Here is a 22,712-nt window from a genome sequence, read left to right on the forward strand (position 1 = left end):
ATCAAGAGGCAGTCCGAGAAGCACCTCATCGTCGCCTCCGGGCGCGCCTACCCGGAACTGGCCGAGGAGGTCGCCGCGATGATCGGGGTCGAGCTCGTCCCGACCCGGGCCCTCACCTACGCCAACTCCGAGATCTACGTGCGCTTCGAGGAGTCGGTGCGCGGCTGCGACGCGTTCGTCATCCAGTCGCACTGCGCCCCGGTCAACGAGTGGCTCATGGAGCAGCTGATCATGGTGGACGCCCTCAAGCGCGCCTCCGCCAAGCGGATCACCGTCGTCTCGCCGTTCTACCCCTACGGTCGCCAGGACAAGAAGCACGCCGGACGCGAGCCCATCTCGGCCCGCCTCATCGCGGACCTCTACAAGACCGCCGGCGCCGACCGCCTCATGTCGATCGATCTGCACGCCTCCCAGATCCAGGGCTTCTTCGACGGGCCCGTCGACCACCTCATCGGCTTGCCGGTGCTGGTGGACTACATCACCGAGAAGTACTCGCTGGACAACCTCACGGTCGTCTCGCCGGACGCCGGCCGCGTGCGCCTGGCGGACGCCTACACCGACAGGCTCGGTGCCCCGCTGGCGATCATCCACAAGCGCCGCGACCCCAACAAGGCCAACGAGGTCGCCGTCGGCGAGGTCGTCGGTGACGTCGCCGGCCGGGTCTGCCTGCTCGTGGACGACATGATCGACACCGCCGGCACCATCTGCGCCGCAGCCCAGACGCTCAAGGACCATGGCGCCGCCAAGGTGATCGCCGCCGCCACCCACCCGATCCTGTCGGGCCCGGCCGTGGAGCGCCTGAACGCGTCGGCGTTCGAGGAGATCATCGTCACCAACACGCTGCCGATCAGCGACGAGATCAACATCCCGAAGCTGACGGTCCTCTCGATCGCCCCGCTGATCGCCGAGGCGATCCGCCAGATCTTCGAGGACGGCTCGGTCACCAGCCTGTTCGACGGCGCGCACCTGTAGCACGACTCGGGCGGTCCTGCGAAGGCAGCGGACCTCCGAGGTTCGCAGGCGCTCGCCCCCCAGGGGTCCACGATTCGGTGGACGCCGCGGGGTGCAGTAGAGTGGACGGGTTGCTTGGCGAGGGGACCGATCGGTCCCGTGATCGACTGGCCCTCCCTTGCCGAGCGCCCCGTTTGACCAGCAAGGTTGAGGAGCAACCACCCATGAGCAGCAACGAGATCAAGATCGCCGGCACCAGCCGCACCGAGTTCGGCAAGGGCGCCGCGCGCCGCGCCCGCCGCGACGGCCTGGTGCCCGCGGTCATCTACGGCCACGGCAGCGAGCCGGTCCACATCAACCTCCCGGGCCACGAGACCCTCCTGGCCCTCCGCACCGCCAACGCGCTGCTGTCGATCACCATCGACGGCGGCAAGCAGCAGCTGGCCCTGCCCAAGCAGGTGCAGCGCGACCCGATCAAGGGCTTCCTCGACCACGTCGACCTCATCGTCGTCAGGAAGGGCGAGAAGGTCACCGTCGAGGTGCCGCTGGTCATCATCGGCGAGGTCAAGGAGGGCATCGTCACCATGGACCAGCAGACCATCGCGCTCGAGGCCGAGGCCACCAACATCCCGGCCCAGGTGGAGATCGACGTCACCACCCTGGAGGTCGGCCAGCAGATCACCGCCGGCGACCTCACCCTGCCTGAGGGCTCCGTCTTCTCGGGCGAGGCCGACGACCTCATCCTGTCCATCGCGGCCCCGATCTCGGAGGAGGCCCTCGAGGCCTCGCTGGAGGCGGGCGAGGGCGACGCGGCCGCCGCTGCGTCGGCCGAGGAGGACGCGGCCGCCGAGGGCGACGCGGAGTAATCCACCTTGGCTGCATGGCTCGTGGTCGGGCTCGGGAATCCGGGCCCGACCTACGCGTCCACCCGGCACAACGTCGGCTTCATGGTCGTCGACGAACTGGCCGCGCGGGCGCGCGCTTCGTGGGCGGCCCCGCGCGGAATGCGCGGGGACGTCGCCGAGTCGCGCCTGACGGCGTCCGGCATGGGCGGCATCGGGGCGGACGCCACCAAGGTCGTCCTGCTCAAGCCGCGCACCTTCATGAACGAGTCGGGCGCGGCGGTGACCAGGGTGGCCGCGTTCCACAAGGTGACGCCCGACCGGATCGTCGCGATCCACGACGAGCTGGACCTCGAGTTCGGCCAGCTACGGCTGAAGGCCGGCGGCGGCGACAACGGCCACAACGGGCTGCGCTCCATGCGCGCCCACCTCAGCACGGGGGACTTCCTCCGCGTGCGCTACGGCATCGGACGCCCTCCCGGCCGCCAGGACCCGGCGGCCTACGTGCTGGCGCCCATCCCCACCACGCTGCGTGAGGACTACGCCGTCGAGACCGCCCGCGTCGCGGACGCGGTCGAGATGCTCGTGCTGGAGGGCCTCGCGGCCACCCAGAACCGCTTCAACTCCTGAGTCCCCTCGGGCCAGCCGGCGACGGTTTCGGCAGCTTGCGCGTCAAGGGCCTTTCGCGCGGACGGGTCGGGGCAGGGGTGCGCCGACGGGTTAGGGTGGTCGACGGCCCGGCAGCGAGCACGAGGAGTACGGATGCCCAAGCGCGATGACATCAACAAGGTCCTCATCATTGGGTCGGGGCCCATCGTGATCGGGCAGGCCTGCGAGTTCGACTACTCCGGCACCCAGGCGTGCAAGGCCCTGCGGAACCTCGGCTACGAGGTGGCTCTGGTCAACAGCAACCCGGCCACGATCATGACCGACCCGGTGATGGCCGACGAGACCTACATCGAGCCGCTCAACGTGCCCACGCTCGAGGCGATCATCAAGCAGAGCAAGCCGGACGCGCTGCTGCCCAACCTGGGCGGCCAGACGGGCCTCAACCTCTCCACCGCGCTCGACCGCGCGGGCATCCTCGCGGCCAACGACGTCCAGATGATCGGCATCACCCAGGACGTCATCGAGCGCGGCGAGGACCGCGAGGCGTTCAAGCGCACCATGGCCGAGATCGGCGTCGACATGCCGCGCTCCCAGACCGTCGGCACGGTCGAGGACGCCCTCGCCTTCGCCGCCGAGGTCGGCTACCCGATGGTCGTCCGCCCCGCCTACACGATGGGCGGCACGGGCGGCGGGTTCGTGCACTCCGACGACGAGATGCGCACCATCGCGCATCGCGGCCTGCAGGCCTCGCCGATCACGCAGGTCCTGGTCGAGGAGTCGATCCTCGGCTGGGAGGAGCTCGAGGTCGAGGTCATCCGCGACGCCAAGAACCAGATGATCAGCGTCTGCTTCATCGAGAACGTGGACGCCGTGGGCGTCCACACCGGCGACTCCTACTGCAACGCCCCGATGATCACCATCGCCCAGGAGCTGCAGGACGAGCTGCAGCGCATCGCGCACACGATCGTCTCCGAGATCGGCGTCATCGGCGGAACCAACGTGCAGCTGGCGCACAACCCCAAGACGGGTCGCGTGGTCGTCATCGAGATCAACCCGCGCACGTCGCGGTCGAGCGCGTTGGCGTCCAAGGCCACCGGCCTGCCGATCGCCATGGTGTCCACGCTGCTGGCGGCTGGCCTGACGCTCGACGAGATCCCGTACTGGCGCGACGGCACCCTGGAGAAGTACACCCCCGACGGCGACTACGTCGTGGCCAAGTTCGCGCGCTGGGCGTTCGAGAAGTTCCCCGGCGCGATCGACAAGCTGGGCACGCAGATGCGTGCCGTCGGCGAGGTCATGAGCATCGGCAAGGACTACAAGGAGGCCTTCGGCAAGGCCATCCGTGGGCTGGAGAACGGACGCCTCGGGCTCGGCAACGCCTCCGACTTCCGGACGCTGGGCCGAGACGAGCTGCTGCGCCGGTTGGCCGAACCGTCGAGCGACCGGCAGTACCTGATGTATGAGGCCCTGCGGGCGGGGGTGTCGGTCGACGAGCTGGTCGAACTCACCCACATCAAGGCCTGGTTCGTCGAGCAGATGGCCGAGATGCTGGCCGTCGAGACCGAGGTCGAGGGCTTTGCCGGCGACCTCGCCGGGCTGCCGACCGGCCTGCTCCGCCGCGCCAAGGAGGTCGGCCACGGCGACGCATACCTCGCGCAGCTCCTGGGCGTGCCCGAGGCCGACCTGCGCGCCCGCCGCGTCGCCGAGGGCATCGTGCACCGCTACGAGGCCGTGCCCGTGTCGGGCGTCGAGGGCGCGGAGTACTACTTCTCGACGTATGCCCCCGAGCGCGCCAACCCGCTGCCGGACCCCAAGCCGGTCAGCGACCGCCGCAAGGTCATGGTGCTCGGCGGCGGCCCCAACCGCATCGGCCAGGGCATCGAGTTCGACTACTGCTGCGTCCACGCCGCCTACACGCTGCGCGACGCGGGCTTCGAGACGATCATGGTCAACTGCAACCCCGAGACCGTCTCCACCGACTACGACACCTCCGACAAGCTCTACTTCGAGCCGCTCACCGTCGAGGACGTCCTCGCCATCGTCGAGCGCGAGAAGCCCGAGGGCGTCGTGTGCCAGTTCGGCGGCCAGACCCCGCTGAACATCGCCCGCGCGCTGCAGGAGGCCGGCGTCCCGATCATCGGCACCTCGCCCGACACCATCGACCTCGCCGAGGACCGCGACGAGTTCCGCGCCATGATGGACCGCCTCGGCATCCCGATGCCCGCCGCCGGCATGGCCGTCACCACCGACGAGGCCGTGGCCGTGGCGTCCGAGATCGGCTACCCGGTCATCGTGCGCCCGAGCTACGTGCTGGGCGGGCGCGGCATGGAGATCATCCACGACGCCGAGAACCTTCGCCGCTACATGGATGCCGCCGAGGGCGTCACGCCGGAGCGCCCGATCCTCGTCGACCGGTTCCTCGAGAACGCGCTCGAGTGCGAGGCGGACGCCGTGTGCGACGGCACCGACGCCTTCGTGCCGGCGGTGATGGAGCACATCGAGTACGCGGGCATCCACTCCGGCGACTCGGCCTGCCTGGTGCCGAGCGTGACGATCCCCGACGACCAGCTCGCCACCATCGAGGACTACACCCGCCGCATCGCCATCGAGCTCGGCGTGGTCGGCCTGATGAACATCCAGTACGCCATCCTCGACGGGGTCGTGTACGTGCTCGAGGCCAACCCGCGCGCCTCGCGGACGGTACCGCTGGTGTCGAAGGTCTGCGACGTGAACATGGCCTCGCTCGCGACCCGGCTCATGCTGGGGGAGTCGCTGGCCTCCCTGAACCTCGAGAAGCGGAACGTGCCGTTCTTCGGGGCCAAGGAATCGGTGTTCCCGTTCAACATGTTCCCCGAGGTCGACCCGCTGCTCGGCCCCGAGATGCGCTCCACCGGCGAGGTGTTGGGGCTGGCGTCCAACCCCGGGCTGGCGTTCTTCAAGAGCCAGGAGGCCACCCAGACCGTGTTGCCCACCGAGGGCACCGTGCTGCTGTCGATCGCCGAGCGCGACCGCATCGACTCTGGCCAGGGCTCGCCGGGCGCCAACGTGCTGACCGCGGCGCGCACCTTCGTGGCCAACGGCTTCTCGCTGATGGGCACCACGGGCACGGTCGCTTTCCTGGCCGAGCACGGCATCGAGGCCACGCCGGTGAACAAGCTGCACGAGGGCTCGCCGCACCTGGCGGACGCCATCCGCGACGGCTCGGTGCACCTGGTCGTCAACACCCCGTCGGGCAGCGCTTCCGAGTACGACGATTCCTACATCCGCAAGGCGGCCATCCGCGCGCGGGTGCCGTACGTCACCACCACCTCCGAGGCCTACGCGGCGGCCATCGGCATCGCCGCCCACCGACGGGGGGCCGAGGGCGTGAAGTCGCTGCAGGAGTGGCACGCCTCCATCGGCTGACGCCGACCCGGACGCCGCCGGTTTGGGCCGGCCGGATTCGCGCCCCAGGCTACTTACCGACCGGTTGGTAAGCGGAGGACGACGTGGACGACAAGCAGCGCAATCAGGTGCTCGGGGTGCTCTTCGTGGGCGTGCTCATGAGGGCGCTCGACATCGCGATCATCGGATCGGCGATGCCGGCCAGCCAGGCCGAGTTCAGGCTGACCCCGCGCCAGCTGCCGTGGCTGTTCAGCATCTACGTGCTCATGCAGATGATCAGCACGCCGCTGTGGGCCAAGCTGTCCGACTTCTTCGGGCGCCGCGCGATCTACGTCCTCGACGTCGCGATCTTCGCGGTGGGCTCGATCGTGGTCGCGGCCTCCCACGGGTCGGGGCTGTGGCTCCTGCTGCTCGCGGGCCGCGCGATCCAGGGCTTCGGCGCCGGCGGCATCTTCCCCGTGGCCAGCGCCGTCATCGGCGACACCTTCCCCGCCGACAAGCGCGGCCGTGCGCTCGGCCTCATCGGTGCGGTGTTCGGCATCGCCTTCCTCATCGGCCCCATCCTGGGTGGCCTGCTGCTGGGCTTCGGCTGGTACTGGCTGTTCCTGATCAACATCCCGCTCGCCCTCGTCGTGATCGCGCTGAGCTGGAAGCTGCTCCCGAAGATCCCGGTGGCCACGTCCGGCGGCTTCGACTGGGCCGGCATGGTCACCCTCGCCGTCGCGCTGGGCGCGTTCACCTACGGGCTGAACGAGTTCGATCCCGCCAACGCCGCCGCCAGCCTCGCCCGCCCGGCCGAAAACCCGGTGTTCCCGGTGCACCTGTTCGCCAACAAGCAGCTCGCCGTCGCGTTCGGGATCACCCTGGGCGCCGGCATCGGTGAGGCCAGCACCGTGTTCCTGCCGCTGCTGGCGGTCCTGAGCTACGGCGTCAGCGCGTCGGTGGGCAGCTACCTGCTGCCGCTGGTGCTCGCGATGGCGGTCGGCTCGCCAGTCGCCGGGCGCCTGCTCGACAGGCTGGGCTCCCGGGTGGTCATCCTCGCCGGACTCGTCATCATGGCCGCCGGCCTCATCGGGATCAGCCGTCCCGGCCCGCTGTGGTTCTTCATCGTCTGCAGCGCCCTGATCGGGCTCGGGCTGTCGGCCCTGCTGGGCGCCCCGATCCGCTACATCACGCTCAACGAGACCACGGCGGTGGACCGCTCGGCCGCGCAGGGCATGGTCACGACCTTCACCTCGATCGGCCAGCTCGTGGCGGCGGCGCTCGTCGGCGCGGTAGCGGCGTCGTTCGGCGAGACGGCCCAGGTTTACGACCTGTCGTTCCTGGGCATCGGCTTGGTCACGGTGCCAGGGCTGGGGAGGCGTCCGGCGCCCGCGCCCAGCTCGCCGGGGTGGTGACCGGCCTGTTCGGGTTGCCGGTCGAGAGCCGGGCCGTGATGCGGTTGGCCATGCACGACCTCCGCCACCTCCCCGAGGACCGCCGCGCCGCCTTCGGCGTCCAGTACCACGAGCGGTTCCTGGCGCCGCTCAACGCGATCCCGGCACCGTCGTCTGGATGCTGCTCGGGATGCTCTACCCGTTCTTCTCGGGGCGCGCCCGCGACGACGAGGAGCAGGTCATCGACGACCTGGTCGCGGTGCTGCTGACCGGGTTGTCGGCCTGATCATCGATCAGGGGGCTGGCCGCCCCGCACCCAGCTGGCGTTCCCGCACGGAGCCGGCGATGCAACGCCAGTGGCGTGCACGGAAGCCGGCGGCGTCGCGGCCGGTCAGAGCCAGCCGAACCCGGCCATGGCGAGCAGCCACCCGGTCATCGTGAGGAACGACACCGCGGTGGAGAGCATCATCGACGCCGCGCCGAACTCGCCGTCGCCGTGCTGCTCGGCCACCGCGGCCACGATCGACATCGAGGGCAGGGCGCCGGTGAGCACCGCCGCCACCTTGAGCTCGGGCGGGAGGTCGGGCAGGCCGAGCAGGGGCAGTACGAGCACGAGCCCGAGCATCACCGCGGGCATCACCAGGAGCTTGCCGCCGACGGCCACCGCGAGGTCGGCCAGCTGGCCGCGCAGGCGCAGGCCGACCAGCATGCCGCCGATCGAGAACAGCGCCACCGCCGAGGACGACTGGGCCACGAGGCTCACCGAGCGGTCGATCATGGGCGGCAGGGTGAAGCCGAGGGGGTCCATGAGCAGGGCCAGGATGATCGCGATCACCATCGGGTGGGTGACCACGCGCACGACGATGTCGCGCAGGCGGCGCGCCCAGCTGGTCGCGGCGCCGGAGACCGCCTCGAACAGGGCCAGCGCCACCGGGATGATCAGGGTGTTGTCGACGAGCATGTCCATGCCGACGGCGAGCCCCGCGAACGCCGGGATCACGATCAGGAACGTCGGGAACCCCACGAAGCCGTTGTTGGTGCCGCTCATCGCGAACGCGATCGTCGCCGCCCGCACGCTGCCCCGGACGCCGCGGGCCGCGGCCCATGCGAGCCCGAGCGCGACCATCACCATCGCCGCGACGGCGTAGGCGAGCAGGTACGTCGGGTTGAGGATCTCGCCAAGGGACCGCCCGGCGACGTTGACGAAGATCAGCACCGGCAGCGCGACCTTCACCACGTAGCGGGCGAGCACCGACATGTCGGAGCGCTCGAACATCCCGAGCCTGGTCGTGACGAAGCCCAGGCCCACCACGAGGAAGATCGGCACGGTCGCCGAGAGGATGTCGAGCACCCCTCGACGCTATCCCCGCCCGCCCCGGTCGCGCCCGGGGCGGCCGGATGTTGCCCCTGTCAGCCCACGTGCGCGCGGGCATTGCGGAACATCCGCAGCCAGGGGGACGCCTCGTCGGCGGCGCCGCTCGTCCAGCTCATCTGGATGTTGCGCAGCACCCGCTCGGGGTGGGGCATCATCGCGGTGAACCGGCCGTCCGGCGTGGTGACGGCGGTGAGTCCGCCGGCCGAGCCGTTCGGGTTGGCCGGGTACGCCTCGGTCGGGTTGCCGTGATGGTCGACGAACCGCATCGCCCGCTGGACCGAGCCGGCGTCACCGCGGGCGGTGAAGTCCGCGCGGCCCTCGCCGTGCGACACCGCGATCGGGATGCGCGAGCCCGCCATGCCGCCGGTGAAGATCGACGGCGACTCGAGCACCTCGACCAGCGACAGGCGCGCCTCGAACTGCTCTGAGGTGTTGCGGCGGAACAGCGGCCACGCCTCGGCGCCCGGGATCAGGTCGGCCAGCGCCCCGAACATCTGGCAGCCGTTGCAGATGCCCAGCCCGAAGGTGTCCTCGCGGGCGAAGAACGCGCCGAACGCCTCGGTCAGCGCCGGGTTGAACAGGATCGAGCGCGCCCAGCCCTCACCGGCCCCCAGCGTGTCGCCGTAGGAGAAGCCGCCCACCGCGACGAGCCCGACGGCGTCGCCCAGGTCGAAGCGGCCGCTCTGCAGGTCGGTCATGTGGACGTCCCACGCGTCGAAACCGGCGCGGTCGAACGCGAACGCGGTCTCGACGTGGCTGTTCACGCCCTGCTCGCGCAGGATCGCCACCTTGGGCCGGGCGCCGGTGTTCACGAACGGGGCGGCGGCGTCCTCGCGCACGTCGAACGTCGTCTCCACGTGCAGGCCGGGGTCGTCGTCGGAGGCGAAGGCCGCGTGCTCGGCGTCGGCGCACTCCGGGTTGTCGCGCAGGGCGGCGATCCGCCACGAGACCTCGTCCCAGGCCTGGCCCAGGTCGCGCAGCGACTCGTCCAGCAAGTCGGCGCCGCCGATCGCGACGCGCACGCGCCGGGCTTCGACGGGCTCGGCCGACGAGGCGGTCGAGCCCACCGGCCCGGAGACGTCCGCCAGACCATGCTCGGCGAGCACCAGCAGCGCGTCGTCCAGGGACGCCGCGGGCACGGCCAGCACCGCCCCGAGCTCCTCGGCGAAGAGCTCGGCGACGGAGGAGACCGACAGCGACAGGCCCGTCGCGCCGGCGAGGCCCATCTCGACGGCCGCGGCCCACAGGCCACCGTCGGAGCGGTCGTGGTACGCCGCCACCAGCCCGGCCGAACGCAGCGCGTTCACCGCGTCCACCAGCGCCACGAGGCGGGACGGGTCGTCGAGGTCGGGCACCTCGCCGCCGAACTCGCCCGAGACCTGGGCGAGCATCGAGCCGCCGAGGCGGTCGGCTCCGGCGCCGAGGTCGACCAGCAGCAGCGCCTGGTCGGCGCCCACCTGCGGGGTGAGGGTGCCGCGGACGTCGGCCAGCGACGCGAACGCCGAGACCACCAGCGACACCGGGGAGGTGACCTGCTTGTCCTCTCCGTCGGCCGACCACTTGGTGCGCATCGACAACGAGTCCTTGCCGACCGGGATGCTGACGCCCAGCGCCGGGCACAGCTCGAGGCCGACCGCGCGCACGGTGTCGTAGAGGGCGGCGTCCTCGCCGGGTTCGCCGCAGGCGGCCATCCAGTTCGCCGACAGCTTGACCCGGTTGAGCGTGATCGGGGCGGCGAGCAGGTTGGTGATCGCCTCGCCGACGGCCATGCGGCCCGAGGCGGGGGCGTCCACAGCGGCGAGCGGCATGCGCTCGCCCGAGCTCATCGCCTGACCGGAGAAGCCGACGTGGTCGGTCAGCGTGACGGCGACGTCGGCGACCGGCACCTGCCACGGGCCGACCATCTGGTCGCGGTGGGACAGCCCGCCGACCGTGCGGTCGCCGATCGTGATCAGGAAGCGTTTGGACGCCACGCTCGGGTGCCGCAGCACGGCGTAGGCGGCCTCGCGCACGGCGTCGGCGTCGTTGAACCGGGCGAGGTCCAGCGCGGGCGCCGACCGCTCGACCCGGGTCACGTCGCGCGTCATCTTCGGCGGCTTGCCGAGCAGGGTGAACAGCGGCATGTCGACGGCCGGGTCGTCGCCGGGGCCGCCGGCGATGGCGTCCTCGGCCACCACGAGCTCGCCGTCGTCGAACGCCCGCCCGACCACGGCGAACGGGGCGCGCTCGCGCGCGCAGATGGCGCGGAACCGCTCCAGGGACTCGGGCGCGATCGCCAGCACGTAGCGCTCCTGGCTCTCGTTACACCAGATCTCCTTGGGCGCGAGCCCGGACTCCTCCAGTGGCACCGCGTCCAGGTCGAAGCGGGCACCCATGCCGGCGTCGTTGACCAGCTCGGGGAACGCGTTCGACAGGCCGCCGGCGCCCACGTCGTGGATCGCGAGGATCGGGTTGTCGGCCCCGAGCGCCCAGCACGCGTTGATGACCTCCTGCGCGCGCCGCTCCATCTCGGGGTTGCCGCGCTGCACCGAGTCGAAGTCGAGCTCGGCCGCGTTGGTGCCGGCCGCCATCGAGCTGGCGGCGCCGCCACCCATGCCGATGCGCATGCCCGGCCCGCCCAGCTGGATCAGCAGCGAGCCCTCCCCGAACACGACCTTCTCGGTCTGCTCGGCGCTGATCGCGCCCAGGCCGCCGGCGCTCATGATCGGCTTGTGGTAGCCGCGGCGGACGCCGTCCACCGTCTGCTCGTAGACGCGGAAGAACCCGCCGAGCCCGGGGCGTCCGAACTCGTTGTTGAACGCGGCGGCGCCCAGCGGGGCGTCGGTCATGATCTCGAGCGGGGAGGCGATGTGCGCCGGGGCACCATACTGCTCGGCCTCCCACGGCTCCTCGGTTCCGGGCAGGTTGAGGTTCGACACGACGAAGCCCGACAGGCCTGCCTTGGGCTGCGAACCGCGGCCGGTCGCGCCCTCGTCGCGGATCTCGCCGCCGGAGCCGGTCGCCGCCCCCGGGAACGGCGAGATCGCCGTCGGATGGTTGTGGGTCTCAACCTTCATCAGCACGTGCACCTCGCCCGGGCGCTCGGCATACGGCGCGGGGGCCGCGTAGGCGGCGTCCGGCTCGGGCACGAACCGGGTGGCCTGGCCGCCGGCCATGATCGAGGAGTTGTCCTTGTAGGCGACGATCGTGCCGTTCGCCAGCCCGCCCGCGACGCGCTCGGTGTGCCGGATCATGCCGAACAGCGAGGAGTCCTGCGGGACGCCATCGATGACGAAGTCGGCGTTGAAGATCTTGTGGCGGCAGTGCTCGGAGTTCGCCTGCGCGAACATCATCAGCTCGACGTCGGTGGGGTTGCGGTCCAGGCCGGTGAAGGCGTCGACGAGGTAGTCGATCTCGTCCTCGCTCAGGGCCAGGCCGAACGCCGTGTTGGCCTCGACCAGGGCCTCCCGGCCGTGGCCAAGCACGTCGACGTGCACCATCGGCTCGGCGTCCTTCTCGGCGAAGACCTCGGTGGCGGCCTCGCGGCTGTCCAGGACCGACTCGGTCATCCGGTCGTGCAGGATCGCGGCGCAGGCGTCCCACTCCGCGTCGGACAGGGGGGCGTCCAGCGCGAGGGTGTACTCGGTCACGCGCTCCACGCGGTGCACGTCGATGCCGCAGTTGTGGGCGATGTCGGTCGCCTTGGACGCCCACGGCGAGATGGTGCCCAGGCGCGGCGCGACGACGACCGTGGCAGTCGAGGCCGACGGGGCGACCTCGGGGGCCGGCTCGCCGTAGGTCAGGATGCTGGTGAGGGCTTCGGCGGCCTCGCCCGGCAGCTCGTCCTCGGTCGCCACGAGGTGGACGTGGCTCGCGGTGACGCCGGTGACCTGCGGTGCGGCCTCCCGGAGGCGGGTCAGCAGCGCCGCCGCCCGGAAGGGGGACAGGGCCGAGCCCCCTCCGACGACGAACAGGTCGTAGTGGTGCGCCATGGATGCCTCCGGTGTGACGGCGGTTGACGCCCGACAGGCTACCGTCGGGGCGGCGATGCCGAGGACCCGGCCCAGTTCCAGAGGGTCCTCGGGCAGGGTATGGAAAAACGTAGCGCCATCTGGACCACACCAGGAGTTGGGGTCGACAGGCACACGCGGGAACCTCCCTTGTCAGGGGGATTCCGGCTGCCGCAGGTCTCCGGTCCTGTGGTCCAGATGGCGCTACGTCAAGCGATCCCGCCTCCGCCGTACACTGTCCGGCGTGGATCTTGCCGAGCTGATCGAGCTCGTCGCCTCCGAACCCGTCGTCGCCGAGCTCGTCGATGCTGCGCGCGCGGGTACGGAGCCGACCCTCGACGTCACCTGTCCCGCCGCGCTGCGCCCCCTCGTCGCGGCGGCGCTGAGCGAGCGCGCGGACAAGCCGCTGCTGCTGGTGACGTCGACCTACCGCGAGGCCGAGACGGTGCGCGACACGCTGGCGTCCGTGCTGGGCCGCGAGTCGGTCGCCTACTACCCGGCCTGGGAGACCCTCCCGCACGAGCGGCTCTCGCCCCGCTCCGACACCGTCGGACGCCGCTTGGCCGTGCTGCGTCGCCTCGCCGGCAACGCCCCCCAGCCCTCACCGCGCGTGATCGTGGCTCCCGTCCGCGCCGTGCTGCAGCCGCAGGTGGCCGGGCTCGGCGAGCTGTTGCCCGTCACCGTCGCCGTCGGCGAGGACCACGACGTCGACGACCTCGCCCACCAGCTCGTCGGAGCCGCCTACGTGCGCGTCGACCTCGTCGAGCGGCGGGGTGAGTTCGCCGTCCGCGGCGGCATCATCGACGTGTTCCCCCCGACGCTGGAGCACCCCGTCCGCATCGACTTCTTCGGCGACACCGTCGAGGAGATCCGCCCCTTCGCGATCGCCGACCAGCGCTCGCTCGACGGGACCCTCCCGGCCGTCACCGCCGACCCTTGCCGCGAAATGCTGCTGACCCCGCAGGTCCGCGAGCGGGCCGCTGCGCACGCCATCCGCGCGGGCGTCCCCGACCAGATGCGCGAGCTGTTCACCCGCATCGCCGACGGCCACGCCGTCGACGGCATGGAGGCGCTCGCCCCCGCGCTCGTCGACCGCCTCGAACTGCTCGTCGACGTGCTGCCCGCGGACACGACCGTGCTCGTCAGCGACCCCGAGAAGGTGCGCGCCCGCGCCCTCGAACTGCACGCCACGTCGCAGGAGTTCCTCGCCGCCTCGTGGTCGGCCGCAGCCGAGGGCGGCAGAGCGCCGATCGACCTCGCGGCGTCCGCCTACCGCCAGCTCGCCGACGTCCGGTCGGACGCCCTGGGCCGCGGCCTCGCGTGGTGGACGCTGTCCGCCTTCGCCGAGGATCCGGAGTCGCGCCACATCGTCGCCGAGGAGAACGAGCCGTTCCGCGGCGACCTGGAGGCGGCCGTGGCCGCCATCGCCGAGGCCGTGGCGTCCGGCTTCACCACCGTCCTGGTGGCGGACGCCGAGGGTCGCGCCCAGCGCCTGGGCGAGGTGCTGGCCGAGCACGACCTCGCGGGGCGGGCGTCCATCGTCGTCGCCGACCTGCCGCACGGCTTCCGGCTGGACGCCGTGAACCTGCGCGTGTTCACCTCCGGCGACCTCGCCGGCATCAAGGGCGGGGCCGAGCGGACCGAGCCGAAGATGCCCGCGCGGCGCAAGAAGGCCATCGACCCGCTGGAGCTCAGGCCCGGCGACTTCGTCGTCCACGACGCGCACGGCGTGGGGCGTTACGTGGAAATGGTCACCCGGACGATCCAGAACGCGACGCGCGAGTACCTCGTCATCGAGTACGCCAGCTCGAAGCGGGGGCAGCCGGGCGACCGCCTGTTCGTCCCGATGGACTCCCTCGACCAGATCACCCGCTACGTCGGCGGCGAGGCCCCCTCCTTGGACCGGATGGGCGGCGCCGACTGGAACAAGCGCAAGGCGCGCGCCCGCAAGGCCGTCCGCGAGATCGCTGCCGAGTTGATCAAGTTGTACGCCGCCCGCCAGGCGTCCCAGGGCCACGCGTTCGGGCCGGACTCGCCATGGCAGCGCGAGCTGGAGGACAACTTCACCTACGTGGAGACCCCCGACCAGATGGCGGCGATCACCGAGGTCAAGCGCGACATGGAGCAGCTCGTGCCCATGGACCGCCTCATCTGCGGCGACGTCGGCTACGGCAAGACCGAGATCGCCGTCCGCGCCGCGTTCAAGGCCGTCATGGACGGGAAGCAGGTGGCGATCCTCGTGCCGACGACCCTGTTGGTGCAGCAGCACTTCGCGACGTTCGCCAACCGGTACGCGGGCTTCCCCGTGTCGGTCGCGGCGTTGTCGCGCTTCCAGACGGCCGCGGAGTCGAAGAAGACCATCGAGGGCATCGCCGACGGCTCGGTCGACGTCGTCGTCGGCACGCACCGCCTGTTCTCCAACGAGGTGCAGTTCAAGGACCTCGGCCTGGTCATCATCGACGAGGAGCAGCGCTTCGGCGTCGACCACAAGGAGGCGCTGAAGAAGCTGCGGCTCAACGTCGACGTGCTGGCGATGTCGGCGACCCCGATCCCGCGCACGCTGGAGATGGCGATCACGGGCATCCGCGAGATGTCGGTCATCGCCACCCCGCCGGAGGAGCGCCACCCCGTGCTCACGTTCGCCGGGCCCAGCGACGACAACCAGGTGCGGGCGGCGATCCGGCGCGAGCTGGCGCGCGAGGGCCAGGTCTTCTACATCCACAACCGGGTGCAGACGATCGAGAAGGCGGCCGCGCACCTCCGCGACCTGGTGCCCGAGGCGCGCGTCGCCGTCGCGCACGGCCAGATGAACGAGACCACCCTGGAGAAGGTGATGGTCGACTTCTGGGAGCGCGAGGCCGACGTGCTCGTGTGCACCACGATCGTCGAGGCCGGTCTGGACATCTCCTCGGCCAACACCCTGATCATCGAGCGCGCCGACCTGCTGGGGCTCTCGCAGCTGCACCAGCTGCGCGGACGCGTGGGGCGCGGCCGGGAGCGCGGGTACGCCTACTTCCTCTACCCGCCGGAGAAGCCACTCACCGACACCGCCCACGACCGCCTCGCGACGATGGCCGCGCACACCGACCTGGGCGCCGGCATGGCCATCGCGATGAAGGACCTGGAGATCCGCGGCGCCGGCAACCTGCTGGGGGAGGAGCAGTCGGGCCACATCGCCGACGTCGGGTTCGACCTCTACATCCGGTTGGTCGGCGAGGCGGTCTCCGACTTCCGTGGCGAGACGACCGAGCCAGAGCCCGAGATGAAGATCGAGCTGGCCGTCGACGCGCACCTGCCCACCGACTATGTGGAGTCCGAGCGCCTGCGGCTGGAGATGTACAAGCGGATGGCGTCCGTGCGCGAGGAGGGTGAGCTGGACGCGGTGCGCGCCGAGCTGCTCGACCGCTACGGCGAGCTGCCCGAACAGGTGGAGAACCTGTTCGCCGTCACCCGCTTCCGGATGCTGTGCCGCTCGGTCGGCATCACCGAGGTGCTCTCGGCCGGGACCATGATCCGGTTCTCCCCGGCGGTGCTCCCCGAGTCGCGCGACCTGCGCCGCCAGCGCCTCTACCCGGGCTCGCGGGTCAACCGCCAGACCCATCAGTTGTTCCTGCCACGACCGATGACCGCGCCCATCGCCGGCCAGCCGATCAAGGACGCCGCCCTGCTCGAGTGGGCGACTCTGGCCGTGACGGCGCTGTTCGTCCCGGAGGGCTAGGATCGCCCTGAAGCCGATCGTCCTCAAGGAGCACGAGCAGATGAACAAGACAGTGCGCGTCCTGTCCGCCGGTGTCGCCGTGGCGGCCCTGGCCCTCACCGGCTGCGCGGGCGACCCCGCCGATGCGGCCACGGTCGGCGGCGTACGCATCGCCGACTCGACCGTCCGGGGCGTGGCCCGCAGCATCGTCGAGGCGACCGGCACGGACCCGGCCATCGCGTTGAAGCAGGCAACGTACGACCTGGTTCTCGGCGAGGCGTCCCGCCAGATCGCGGCCGCGAGCGGCACTGCCGTCTCTGTCGCCGACCGCACCGCCGTCGTCGGCCAGAACCAGCTCGCCGCCGCCGTGTCCGCCACCGAGGCCGGCGCCCCGTGGGGCGAGGCCGTGGGCACCACCTACGTGCTGCTGGACGAGCTGGGCGAGCAGAAGTACATCGAGGAGCTGAACAAGCTCGACATCGAGGTCAACCCCCGCTACGGCCGTTGGGACGCCGCGGGCGTCACCATCGCAGACGCCCCTCTCTCGAACGCGGCGACCGCGGCGAACGCCTGATCCGCCCCGCCCGGTGACCCACCCCGAGGTCGAGCGCCTTCTCGACGTGATGACGGCGCTGCGCGTCGGCTGCCCGTGGGACGCCGAGCAGACCCACCGCTCGCTGGTCACCTACCTGGTCGAGGAGGCCGCCGAGGTCGTCGAGGCGATCGAGACCGGTTCGGACGACCACCTGTGCGAGGAGCTCGGCGACCTGCTGCTGCAGGTCGTCTTCCACGCCGAGATCGCCCGCACCGAGGGGCGCTTCTCGATCGAGGACGTCGCGCGCGGCATCGCCGACAAGCTCGTCGCCCGCCACCCGTACGTCTTCGGCGACGGCGACGTGCCCGACGACCTGATGGGCTCGTGGGAGGCCCGCAAGCGCGCCGAGAAGGGCCGCACGTCCGCCCTCGACGGCATCCCTCCGCTGGACGCCCTTGCCCGCACGATGAAGGTCGTCTCCCGGGCCCGCTCCCACGGCGTCGATGTGTCACTCCCGGACGAGCCCGTCACGGCGTCCGAGGTGGGGGAGTCGCTCGTGGCGCTGGTGGCCCGGGCGCAGGCGTCCGGCGTGGACGCCGACCAGGCCCTCCGCGACGCCGTCCGCGCGCTCGAGGCCGACCTCCGCTCCGCCGAGGGCTCCGCCTAGACCCGCCGAGGGCTTGGGTCCAGTCCGCCGAGGGCTTGGGTCCAGTCCGCCGAGGGCTTGGGTTCAGTCCGCCGAGGGCTTGGGTTGTCCCCAGCAGCCCGAACGAGCCGGACCGACTTGTCCACAGGGCTCCGAAACGAGTGCCCCAAGTGGTCACGAACCGCCCATTGTCCGCGCATGCACACGTTGATCCCTGTGAACGACCTTCCGACCGTGCCGGCACCACAACTCCAGCTGCGCCGCGGCGTCCTGCTCGATGACCCGCCCGAGGACGAACGTGAGTTGCATCGCGAGCGAATGCGCGCGGCAGTCCCGCACCTCGGCACGACGTCGTGGTTTACGCGCCACTCCGCGGCGGTGTTGCACGGGTTGCCGCTGTTCCACGCCGACCTGGAGAAGGTGCACCTCCTGTATTCGGGGGGTGGCAGCGGGCAGATCCGCCGGCTGGCGCACGTCTACAAGACGCCCAAGGTGCCGCCCCACACGACCGTTCTCGATGGCCTGCCGGTGACGACGCTGGCCCGCACGGCGGCCGACCTGATGCGGCGCACCTACTTCGGTCCGGCGCTGGCACTTGCGGACGCCGCGCTGCGGCTCGGCGCGTCACGCCCGGAACTGCTACGCGAGGTCAGCGGTGGACGCGGTTGTCGCCACTCCTCCGAGGCCGTGCGTCGGGCGGACGCCCGGAGTGAGTCACCGTACGAGTCGCAGGTACGGGCGATCATGCTGCAGCAGGGGGTACCCCTGCCCGAGCTACAGGTCAACCTGTTCGATGCCGATGGCTTTGCGGGGCGTCCCGACTTCCTGTGGCGGCAGTGGGGAGTGGTGGGCGAATTCGACGGTGCCTGGAAGTACTCGACGCTCCTGGCTCCCGGGGAGACCGTCGAGCAGGTGCTGGCACGCCAACAGGACAGGCAGGGACGGTTCGAGGCGATGGGGCTACGCGTCGTGCGCTGGGGCAGCGAGGACGTCCACACGCCGGGTGCGGTTGCTGCCTCGATCAGGGCACTCATCGGGGACGTGGTTGTCGAGCACCGCATGTGCCCCGAGGCCCACGACTACCGCAAGCCACGTCACCGGCGTTGAGGGGAGCGGAGCCCTCGGCGGAACGAACCCAAGCCCTCGGCGGAACGAACCCAAGCCCTCGGCGGAACGAACCCAAGCCCTCGGCGGAACGAACTCAAGCCCTCGGCGGAGGTGGCAATCGGGCAATTGCGAGGGACGGGCCGGTGGCGTGGGCGATAGGCTGCACGTGCAGTCACACTTCGACGAAAGGCAAGTCACCGTGGCACTCATCGACATCGTCACCGCCCGCGAGATTCTTGATTCGCGCGGCAACCCCACCGTCGAGGTCGAGGTCCTCCTCGACGATGACGCCCAGGGTCGCGCGGCCGTCCCTTCCGGCGCCTCCACCGGCCAGTTCGAGGCCGTCGAGCTTCGTGACGGCGACAAGGGCCGTTACCTGGGCAAGGGCGTCCTGAAGGCCGTCGAGAACGTCAACGAGGCGATCGCCGAGGAGATCATCGGCTTCGACGCCACCGACCAGCGCGAGATCGACGCCGCCATGCTCGAGCTCGACGGCACCGACAACAAGGGCAAGCTCGGCGCGAACGCCATCCTTGGCGTCTCGATGGCCATCGCCCACGCCGCCGCCGAGTCGGCCGGCCTGCCGCTGTTCCGTTACGTCGGCGGCCCGAACGCGCACGTCCTGCCCGTCCCGATGATGAACATCCTCAACGGTGGCGCCCACGCGGACTCCAACGTCGACATCCAGGAGTTCATGATCGCCCCGATCGGTGCGGAGACCTTCGCCGACGCCGTCCAGATGGGCGCCGAGGTCTACCACAACCTCAAGTCCGTGCTGAAGGAGAAGGGCCTCTCAACCGGCCTCGGCGATGAGGGCGGCTTCGCCCCGAACCTCGAGTCCAACCGCGCCGCCCTCGACCTGATCATCGAGGCCATCAAGAAGGCCGGCTACGAGCCCGGCACCGACGTGGCCCTTGCGCTCGACGTCGCCGCCTCCGAGTTCGAGGAGAACGGCGTCTACACGTTCGAGGGCGAGAGCAAGTCCGCCGACGACATGATTGCCATCTACGCCGAGTGGGTCGACGCCTACCCGCTGGTCTCCATCGAGGACCCGCTGAACGAGGAGGACTGGGAGGGCTGGAAGAAGATCACCGAGGCCATCGGTGACAAGGTCCAGCTGGTCGGCGACGACCTGTTCGTCACCAACCCCGAGCGCCTCCAGCGGGGCATCGACACCAACACCGCCAACGCGCTGCTGGTGAAGGTGAACCAGATCGGCACCCTGACCGAGACCCTGGACGCCGTCGAGCTCGCCCACCGCAACGGGTACAAGTGCATGATGTCGCACCGCTCCGGTGAGACCGAGGACACGACCATCGCCGACCTGGCCGTCGCCACCAACTGCGGCCAGATCAAGACCGGTGCCCCGGCCCGCTCCGACCGCGTCGCGAAGTACAACCAGCTCCTCCGCATCGAGGAGACCCTGGAGGACGCCGCCGTCTACGCCGGCCGCTCCGCCTTCCCGCGCTTCAAGGGCTGACCCTTCGAGGTTCGCTGCCGTTCGCTCCTCCGGGAGCGGGCCCACGCGACGGCCGGTCCCTCCTCGTGAGGGGCCGGCCGTGCGGCATTCCATGGTCGGACGCCGTGGGCCACGAGTGTCGGACCCACGAGCGGGTCCTCCCGGCGCCTACGCTGGAGGGCAACCTCGACATTCCCCGACGAGAGGCGCCCGACCAGTGCGAGAGAACCGGCTGAACCGTCAGCCGTCCGGCCGCGGACGGTCGACGAAGCGCACCCGGTCTTCGGCGTCCGACACCACGACCGGCGCGAAGCCCGCGGCGTCCGCACCGATCCGCAACTCCGCGCTCGCCCGCGCCGCCGCGCGCCTGCCGCGTCCGAAGAACAACTTCGGCTTCACCCGCCGGGCGCTGGTGCTGTTCGGCGTGCTGGCCGTGCTCGGCCTCTCGTTCGCCAGCTCGCTGCGCGTGTGGCTCGTCCAGAGCCAGGAGCTCGCGGCGGCCACCGCGCAGATCGAGCTCCAGACCGAGCGCGTCGCCCAGCTCGAGAGCGACCTTGAGCGCTGGAGCGACCCCGCCTACGTCCGGACCCAGGCGCGCGAGCGGCTCGGCTGGGTCATGCCCGGCGAGGTCGGATACCGCGTCGTCGACGCCAACGGCGAGGTCATGTCGGGCACCAACGAGATCGAGGGCGTCGGGGCGTCCGAGACGAACGACCTGGCCGCCCGCTGGTGGGACAAGCTCGCCACCTCCATGCGTCACGCCGACGAGGCTCCCGCCCAGACGGATCCCCTCGTCAACGCTGAATCGCCCAACGGCGCCGCCGTCGATCCGGCGGCGGCCGCCGACGCCGCAGCCCAGCCGGCCGGTCGCTGAGCGCGACCGCGGGGTTGCGCCGCGGGTAGGGTGGCCGCCGTGCCCGCACTCGAACCCGCCTCGGACGCCGACGTCGCCGCCCTCGCGGCCCAGCTCGGACGCGAACCCCGCGGCATCGCCGGCATCGCCTGGCGCTGCCCCTGCGGCAAGCCCGGCGTCGTAGCCACCGAACCGCGGCTGCCCGACGGCACGCCGTTCCCGACCACGTACTACCTGACCTGTCCACGCGCCACGTCGGCGTGCTCGACGCTCGAGGCGTCCGGCCTGATGGCCGAGATGACCGAACGCCTCGGCACCGACGAGGCACTGGCCGCCGGCTACCGGGCCGCCCACGACGCATACCTCGCCGACCGCTCTGCCCTGGGGGACGTGCCCGAGATCGACGGGATCTCCGCCGGCGGCATGCCCACCCGTGTGAAGTGCCTCCACGTGCTGGCCGGCCATGCGTTGGCCGCCGGCCCCGGCGTCAACCCGCTCGGCGACGAGACGGTCGAGGCGCTGGGCGCGTTCTGGGAGCGTCCCTGCCTGGAGGACCGCGCATGAGCCGGGACGCCACCTCCGCGCGCGTGGCCGCCATCGACTGCGGCACCAACTCGATCCGGCTGCTGGTCGCTGAGGCAGACGGCCGCGGCTCCCGAGAGTTGGAGCGCGACCTGCGCATCACCCGGCTGGGGCAGGGCGTGGACGCCACCGGCGAGTTCCACCCGGACGCCCTCGTCCGCACGTTCGCCGCGTGCGACGAGTACGCGGCCGCGCTGGCCCGCCACGGGGTGGGGCGGGTGCGCTTCGTCGCGACGTCGGCCGCCCGGGACGCCGGCAACCGCGAGGCCTTCGACGCGGGCGTCCGCGAGCGGCTGGGCGTGACGCCGGAAGTGATCCCGGGCGACGAGGAAGCCCAGCTCTCGTTCGCGGGCGCGCTCGGCGCAGCCCCGGACGCCGAGGCGCCCACGCTCGTCATGGACATCGGAGGCGGCTCCACCGAGCTGGTGCTCGGGCAGGCGGGGCGTCCGGTGAAGGGCGTCTCCCTGGACATGGGCTCGGTGCGGCTGCGCGAGCGGATCCTCGCCTCCGACCCGCCATCGCTGGACGAGGTCGCCGAGGCCGGCGAGTTCATCGACGACCTGCTGGACGCCTCCGGCGTCGACTTCGACTCCGCGCGTAGCTGGCTCGGGGTGGGCGGCACCGCGACCTCGCTGTCCGCGATCGTGCAGGGGCTGCCGGCCTACGACCGCGCGCGCGTGCACGGCTCGGTCGTCCCCCGCGAGGCGCTGGGCGAGCTGTCGGGCCGGCTGCTGGCTCTGCCGGTCGCGCAGGTGCTGGAGATCCCGACCATGGTGCCGGGGCGCGCGGACGTCATCTGCGCCGGGGCCCTGATCTGCCACCGCATCGCCACCCGGATGGGCGTCGACCTGACCGTGAGCGAGTCCGACATCCTCGACGGCATCGTGGCGGGGTTGCTGGGCTGACCTGCGCCGAGGGCTTGGGTTCGCTCCGCCGAGGGCTTGGGTTCGCTCCGCCGAGGGCTTGCCTCCGGTCTAGACTCGCACGCACCGCGTCCGGGGGCGTCCACCCGGCCGGCCCCCGTAGCCCAACGGCAGAGGCAGGCGGCTTAAACCCGCCCGAGTGCGGGTTCGAATCCCGCCGGGGGCACGCTCGGCTCCGCGCCGAGCCGTGGGAATACGCGGGCCGCTTGGGGACGTTTCGTATCATGAACAGCGAGCCACCCAGAAAGGCACGACCACTGATCCCTGATCCACCGGTGTCGTGGCGGGTGTGGGCGTGGCATGGGGCGAGGTGACCGTTCTGAGCAGGGAGGATGGTAATTGCTGAAGTCGCCGTCCACCGCGTCGAAGGGTCACCTCGTAAGT

Annotated in this window: 15 protein-coding genes and 1 tRNA gene; 14 read left to right on the forward strand and 2 right to left on the reverse strand. The window is 71.2% G+C overall.

Features of this window, described 5'->3' with window-relative positions:
• Positions 1–27: 27 nt before the first annotated feature.
• The 5 genes from ET989_RS13130 to ET989_RS13150 all read left to right on the forward strand — a co-directional run bounded on the left by ET989_RS13130 (position 28) and on the right by ET989_RS13150 (position 7,183).
• The gene (locus ET989_RS13130) at positions 28–972 is read left to right on the forward strand and encodes a ribose-phosphate diphosphokinase (RefSeq protein ID WP_241656355.1); all 945 of its coding nucleotides are present in this window, start codon (positions 28–30) and stop codon (positions 970–972) included.
• Positions 973–1,175: 203 nt separating this feature from the next.
• Positions 1,176–1,817, forward strand: coding sequence for a 50S ribosomal protein L25/general stress protein Ctc (locus ET989_RS13135; protein WP_131169729.1), 642 nt, complete (start codon positions 1,176–1,178; stop codon positions 1,815–1,817).
• A 6-nt stretch (positions 1,818–1,823) separates the two neighbouring features.
• Positions 1,824–2,423 carry an aminoacyl-tRNA hydrolase gene (gene pth, locus ET989_RS13140; RefSeq protein WP_131169731.1) on the forward strand — a complete coding sequence of 200 codons (600 nt, stop codon included), beginning with the start codon at positions 1,824–1,826 and terminating at the stop codon, positions 2,421–2,423.
• A 132-nt stretch (positions 2,424–2,555) separates the two neighbouring features.
• Positions 2,556–5,807, forward strand: coding sequence for a carbamoyl-phosphate synthase large subunit (gene carB, locus ET989_RS13145; RefSeq protein WP_131169733.1), 3,252 nt, complete (start codon positions 2,556–2,558; stop codon positions 5,805–5,807).
• An 83-nt stretch (positions 5,808–5,890) separates the two neighbouring features.
• Positions 5,891–7,183 carry an MFS transporter gene (locus ET989_RS13150; RefSeq protein WP_131169735.1) on the forward strand — a complete coding sequence of 431 codons (1,293 nt, stop codon included), beginning with the start codon at positions 5,891–5,893 and terminating at the stop codon, positions 7,181–7,183.
• 370 nt (positions 7,184–7,553) lie between these two features.
• Here ET989_RS13150 and ET989_RS13155 read toward each other — a convergent pair whose 3' ends face one another.
• Both ET989_RS13155 and purL read right to left on the reverse strand, forming a co-directional pair.
• Positions 7,554–8,513, reverse strand: a complete 960-nt coding sequence (locus ET989_RS13155) for an AEC family transporter (protein ID WP_131169737.1) — start codon at positions 8,511–8,513, stop codon at positions 7,554–7,556.
• A 59-nt stretch (positions 8,514–8,572) separates the two neighbouring features.
• Entirely contained in the window at positions 8,573–12,508 is a 3,936-nt protein-coding gene (purL, locus tag ET989_RS13160; RefSeq protein ID WP_131169740.1) for a phosphoribosylformylglycinamidine synthase, read from the reverse strand.
• Positions 12,509–12,770: 262 nt separating this feature from the next.
• Here purL and mfd point away from each other — a divergent pair, with 262 nt between their 5' ends.
• The 9 genes from mfd (at position 12,771) to ET989_RS13205 (ending at position 22,494) form a co-directional block, all read left to right on the forward strand.
• Complete coding sequence (mfd, locus tag ET989_RS13165; RefSeq protein ID WP_241656354.1) at positions 12,771–16,244, forward strand: transcription-repair coupling factor; 3,474 nt, start codon at positions 12,771–12,773, stop codon at positions 16,242–16,244.
• 40 nt (positions 16,245–16,284) lie between these two features.
• Positions 16,285–16,797, forward strand: a complete 513-nt coding sequence (locus tag ET989_RS13170; RefSeq protein ID WP_131169744.1) for a hypothetical protein — start codon at positions 16,285–16,287, stop codon at positions 16,795–16,797.
• 49 nt (positions 16,798–16,846) lie between these two features.
• The gene (locus tag ET989_RS13175; RefSeq protein ID WP_131169766.1) at positions 16,847–17,425 is read left to right on the forward strand and encodes a nucleoside triphosphate pyrophosphohydrolase; all 579 of its coding nucleotides are present in this window, start codon (positions 16,847–16,849) and stop codon (positions 17,423–17,425) included.
• A 177-nt stretch (positions 17,426–17,602) separates the two neighbouring features.
• Entirely contained in the window at positions 17,603–18,511 is a 909-nt protein-coding gene (locus ET989_RS13180) for a hypothetical protein (protein ID WP_131169746.1), read from the forward strand.
• A gap of 199 nt (positions 18,512–18,710) precedes the next feature.
• Positions 18,711–19,991, forward strand: coding sequence for a phosphopyruvate hydratase (eno, locus tag ET989_RS13185; protein WP_131169747.1), 1,281 nt, complete (start codon positions 18,711–18,713; stop codon positions 19,989–19,991).
• Between the two features lie 196 nt (positions 19,992–20,187).
• Positions 20,188–20,844: an FtsB family cell division protein gene (locus tag ET989_RS13190; RefSeq protein ID WP_165490175.1), complete on the forward strand. Its 657-nt coding sequence runs from the start codon at positions 20,188–20,190 to the stop codon at positions 20,842–20,844.
• Between the two features lie 39 nt (positions 20,845–20,883).
• A complete protein-coding gene (locus ET989_RS13195; RefSeq protein WP_131169751.1) occupies positions 20,884–21,387 on the forward strand; it encodes a DUF501 domain-containing protein in 504 nt (167 codons plus the stop codon).
• Positions 21,384–22,310 carry a Ppx/GppA phosphatase family protein gene (locus tag ET989_RS13200; protein WP_131169754.1) on the forward strand — a complete coding sequence of 309 codons (927 nt, stop codon included), beginning with the start codon at positions 21,384–21,386 and terminating at the stop codon, positions 22,308–22,310. Before ET989_RS13195 ends, ET989_RS13200 begins: the two co-directional genes overlap by 4 nt.
• A 111-nt stretch (positions 22,311–22,421) precedes the next feature.
• Positions 22,422–22,494 (forward strand) — tRNA-Leu (locus tag ET989_RS13205).
• The last annotated feature ends 218 nt before the right edge of the window (positions 22,495–22,712 follow it).

The sequence above is a fragment of the Propioniciclava sinopodophylli genome, from assembly GCF_004324755.1.
Lineage (GTDB): Bacteria > Actinomycetota > Actinomycetes > Propionibacteriales > Propionibacteriaceae > Propioniciclava > Propioniciclava sinopodophylli.